Raw genomic sequence first — 1,709 nt, forward strand, 5'->3', positions numbered from 1 at the left:
TCTCCGCCTTCGGGCTCACGCGCGGCGCGGTGGCGAGCAGCGTCGGCCACGACTCGCACAACGTCATCGTCGCCGGGCTCGATGAGGCCGACATGCGCGTGGCCCTCCGCGCCATCGCCGCCCAGGGCGGCGGCGTCTGCGTCGTGGAGGCGGGCGAGGTCGTCGCCCTGGTGCCGCTGCCGGTGGCGGGGCTGCTCTCGGACAAGCGCGTCGGCGCGGTGGCCGAGGAGATGAAGGCCCTGAAGGCCGCCTGGGAGCGGGCCGGGTGCAGCATCCCCTATATGGGGTTCAACCTGATCCCGCTCTCGGTGATCCCGCAGATCCGCATCACCGACAAGGGGCTGGTGTTGGTGCCGGAGACGGTTCAGGTGCCGCTGTTCGAGGCGGCGTGAGCCGGAGGGAGCGGCCCTTCTCGTCTCACCCACGGCCTCGTCCTGAGGTGCGGAGCAAAGCGAAGCCTCGAAGGATTCTCCAGATCCCGCGCGATTCCTGGATGATCCTTCGAGGCCGCGCTCGCGGCACCTCAGGATGAGGCGGTGTCGGGGAGGAGCGGGAGGCGCAACCTTGCCCCTCAGCGGGCGGTGGAAACGCCCGGTCCCTTGTCGGTCCATTCCGGCGGCAGGCCGATCATGTCGCCGATGATGCCGTCGAAGCCCGGGGCCCGGCCGAAGGCCTCGCAATCGGGATCGAGGGGGGCTTCGCCGAGGGTGGTGATGCGGATCCGGTCGTAGGTCGGGAGCTGGAGCTCGCCCTTGAACGGATCCTTGCCGGTGGCGAGGTAGGAGCCGAAATCCTGGCCGAACTCGCCGGCGAGGTCGTAGGCGTCGCTCGCCGCCGAGAAGCGGGCTTGGTTGGTGAAGGAATTGGCCGCGCCGGCCCAGATCATCGCCGCCCGCTGGCGGTTGCGGGCGTCGAGCGCCTCGGCCTCGATGGTCAGGCTGCCGAGCCCGATCGGCACCCGCGGCACCGGGATCTTGCCGACCGCGTCGGCGAAGCCGATGCCGACCTGGGCCGCGATGGTGATCGCCGCCGAGGCGCCGATGGTCGCCCCCGCCGCCGGCACGTTGGTGAGATCGACCCGCGTCACCTTCGAGCGCACGGTGAGGTCGGCCCGCCCCGAGGACACCACGTCGTAGCGCAGCGACAGGTCGTAGCACAGGGCCCGGTCGGCGGCGTTGGCGATCAGGCGCCGCTCCACCGGCGACAGGCCGGGGCCGGAAACGGCCTCGCTGAACTCCGTCGGCACGATCCGCACGGTGCGCACCGTCTGCGGCAGGGTCGGGTCGATGAACAGCTTGGATTCCGAGGCGACCGCGTCGCTCGTCACGAACTGGTCGTGGCGGGAGAGGGAGCCGCCATCGGTGAGCACCACGTCGCCGCAGCCGGCGAGCAGGGCGAGCAGGGAGGCGGCCAGGGCGAGGCGGCCCACCTTGGCAGGAGAGCGGGGACGACGTTGCGACCGCAGGAGCATCGGGCACTTTCGCGGAAATGGGGGCCGGCGCCGTGCGGCGCGCGGGGAGGCTGCTCCGCCGCAGGGCGGCCGGGCAGCCTCTCTTTTCGGGCGGAAGCCTAGCCGTGCGGGATGCATCCCGGAAGGACGGGGACTCGCACCGGCGTCGGATCCGTCAGGGCTGTGACCGTTCAGCCACGTTGTTTATTCCCTCCCCTCCGTCACCGTGAGCGGAAACCCGCCCGCAACCCTTCGGCGC

At 71.4% G+C, this 1,709-nt stretch carries 2 protein-coding genes; one reads left to right on the plus strand and one right to left on the minus strand.

Going from position 1 to position 1,709, the window contains the following annotated elements; genetic code table 11:
- Positions 1–392: adenine deaminase C-terminal domain-containing protein (locus MZTS_RS24500; protein WP_281397103.1), on the plus strand; the 392-nt coding region annotated here is incomplete at its 5' end.
- Between the two features lie 179 nt (positions 393–571).
- Here the strand turns inward: MZTS_RS24500 and MZTS_RS24505 are convergent.
- Positions 572–1,471 carry a DUF3313 domain-containing protein gene (locus tag MZTS_RS24505; RefSeq protein WP_192285921.1) on the minus strand — a complete coding sequence of 300 codons (900 nt, stop codon included), beginning with the start codon at positions 1,469–1,471 and terminating at the stop codon, positions 572–574.
- Positions 1,472–1,709 lie beyond the last annotated feature (238 nt).

Source organism: Methylorubrum zatmanii (assembly GCF_014845115.1).
GTDB lineage: Bacteria > Pseudomonadota > Alphaproteobacteria > Rhizobiales > Beijerinckiaceae > Methylobacterium > Methylobacterium zatmanii.